We start from the raw sequence: 1978 nt of genomic DNA, 5'->3' as shown, positions 1-1978 counted from the left end.
CTCCGAAGGTTGCCGATGCGGTGCTGTCGACACTGCCGACAACCAGGCCGGTGCTCGCGGCATTGGTGATCGACAGCGGAGCGGTAACGTTCAACTTGGCCGTGCCGATGAGGTCGATGGCAGACGCTCCACCGCCGCCTGTCGCCGACAGTGACGGGCCTGTGAAGCTGATCGTGCCGCCGCTCAGGAAAGCCGCCGAGCCGATCTCGAAAAGCCTACCGGTGCTGGTCGAACTGATCGCGCCGCTGAAGGTCACCGAGCCGCCGGTGATGCCATCGACCTTGACCGCCGTACCCGGTGCGGTGGCTGAGCTGGAGATATCGGCCGAGACCGTGATCGCAGCGCTGCCGCCGGAGACGACGACGCCGTTGCCGGTACCGGAGTTGGTGATGGTGCCGCCGATGCCGATCGTGCCGGTGTTGTTGGTCAGGCTGACATCGGCGCCGGCGATATTCGTGGTGACGAGATTGTTGACGCTGACGGTCGCGGCACTGTTTTGAACCAGCAAGCCGGGGCCTCCGCCGACCACCGTGTCGATCTTCGTCGTGCCGTTGAAGCTGTAGACGCCGCTGGCGACGTTGTTGAGGCTGATGGCGACGCCGCTGATACGGTACAGGTCGACGCCACCAAAGGTGACGTTGCCGCCGCTGGTGTTGCTGATGGCGATGCCGGTCGAAGCTCCCCCGCCGGAGCCATCCACGGTGACGCTGGAGAAGTTCACCCCGGCAGTCCCGATCGTCATGCCGGCGATCTGGATGCCCTTCTCGTCCGGTCCGAGACCGGTCGCTACCGTGTTGCCGGAGCCAGTTACCGTCAGCGTACCGCCATTGACGGCGCTGAAGGCGAAGCCGCCATCCGCGGTCAGGTCGAGCCCGCCGGTGAAGTTGATCGTGCCGCCGGTGTTGCCGGTCAGGTCGATCGCATTGGCCGCGCCGGTGCTGGCGGTGATCGTGCCGCCGAAGGTGGCGGTGCCGCCGGTCATGTTGGAGATTGTCACCGCGCTTGCGGCAGCGGTCTGATTGATGGTGCCGTTGAAGGTGACGTTGGGCGTGGAGCTGCTGATCGAGAGGGCGTTGCTGCTCGTGCCGGTGATGGAACTGCCGGCCCCGAAAGTCAGGGTTCCACTCGAGTCGTTGACGATAGAGACGCCTATGCCGCCGCCGGTAATATCGAGGTCGTCGAAAGTGGCGGTGCCATCGAAATTCTTGGCGGACAGCCCGACATTGGTGGCATTGCCGATCGTCGTGTTGCCGGTGAAATTGACGGTCGCGCTCGAGGCGACAAGCTCGATGCCGGTTTGGCTCGCATTCTGGACATTGAGATCGTGGACCGAAACCGTGCCGGTCACGCTGCCGAGGAAAAAACCTGTGTCGACATTGCTGAGGGTCACGCCCTGGATCGTCAGGCCGTTGATCAAGGTTGCGTTGATGCCCGCGTCGCTGCCGCCCGAAATGTTGAAGTCGAGCAGCGAATTGCCGTTGGCCACTGTCACGACACCGCCGGAGCCGGAATTGGTCAGCGTCGCCGCGCCGCCGCCCGGATCCGAAACGACCTGGTCGTGCTGGACATTGTTGCCGGTGATGTTGACCGGAATGCCGCCGAGCGAGAAGGAGCGGCCATTGCCGAACGAGGCCAGCGTCTGGCCGTCGCTGAGCGAGAAGCCGTTGGCGGTATCGATGGGAGATCCTTCGTTGACCAGCACGAAGATCGCATTGTTCTGGGTGTTGGCGTCGGCCAGGTTTATCGCGAGCAGGCTCGATGTCGAAGAACCGTCACCCGACGAGCCGACGCCGCCGACGAAGATCACATTCTGCTGGTCGAACAGCTGATCGCCGCTGAAAGTGGTCGAGCCGAACGCGTAGTGGCCGAGCGTCTGGTTGAGGCCGCGCGCGTCGAGCGAAGCGGTGCTGCCGGCAATCGAACCGCCGCCAAAGCTGAATTCGGCATTGGCCGAATGGGCCAGCGAGCCCGCTATGCC

The 1978-nt window shown here is 64.1% G+C and carries 1 pseudogene; it reads right to left on the bottom strand.

Features of this window, described 5'->3' with window-relative positions:
- Nucleotides 1–1978 (bottom strand): annotated as a pseudogene (locus tag EOA36_RS34435) (hypothetical protein); the annotation flags it as partial.

Origin of the sequence: Mesorhizobium sp. M8A.F.Ca.ET.021.01.1.1, assembly GCF_003998025.1 — a bacterium.
GTDB lineage: Bacteria > Pseudomonadota > Alphaproteobacteria > Rhizobiales > Rhizobiaceae > Mesorhizobium.
This window is presented reverse-complemented; position numbering and strand designations above follow the sequence as displayed.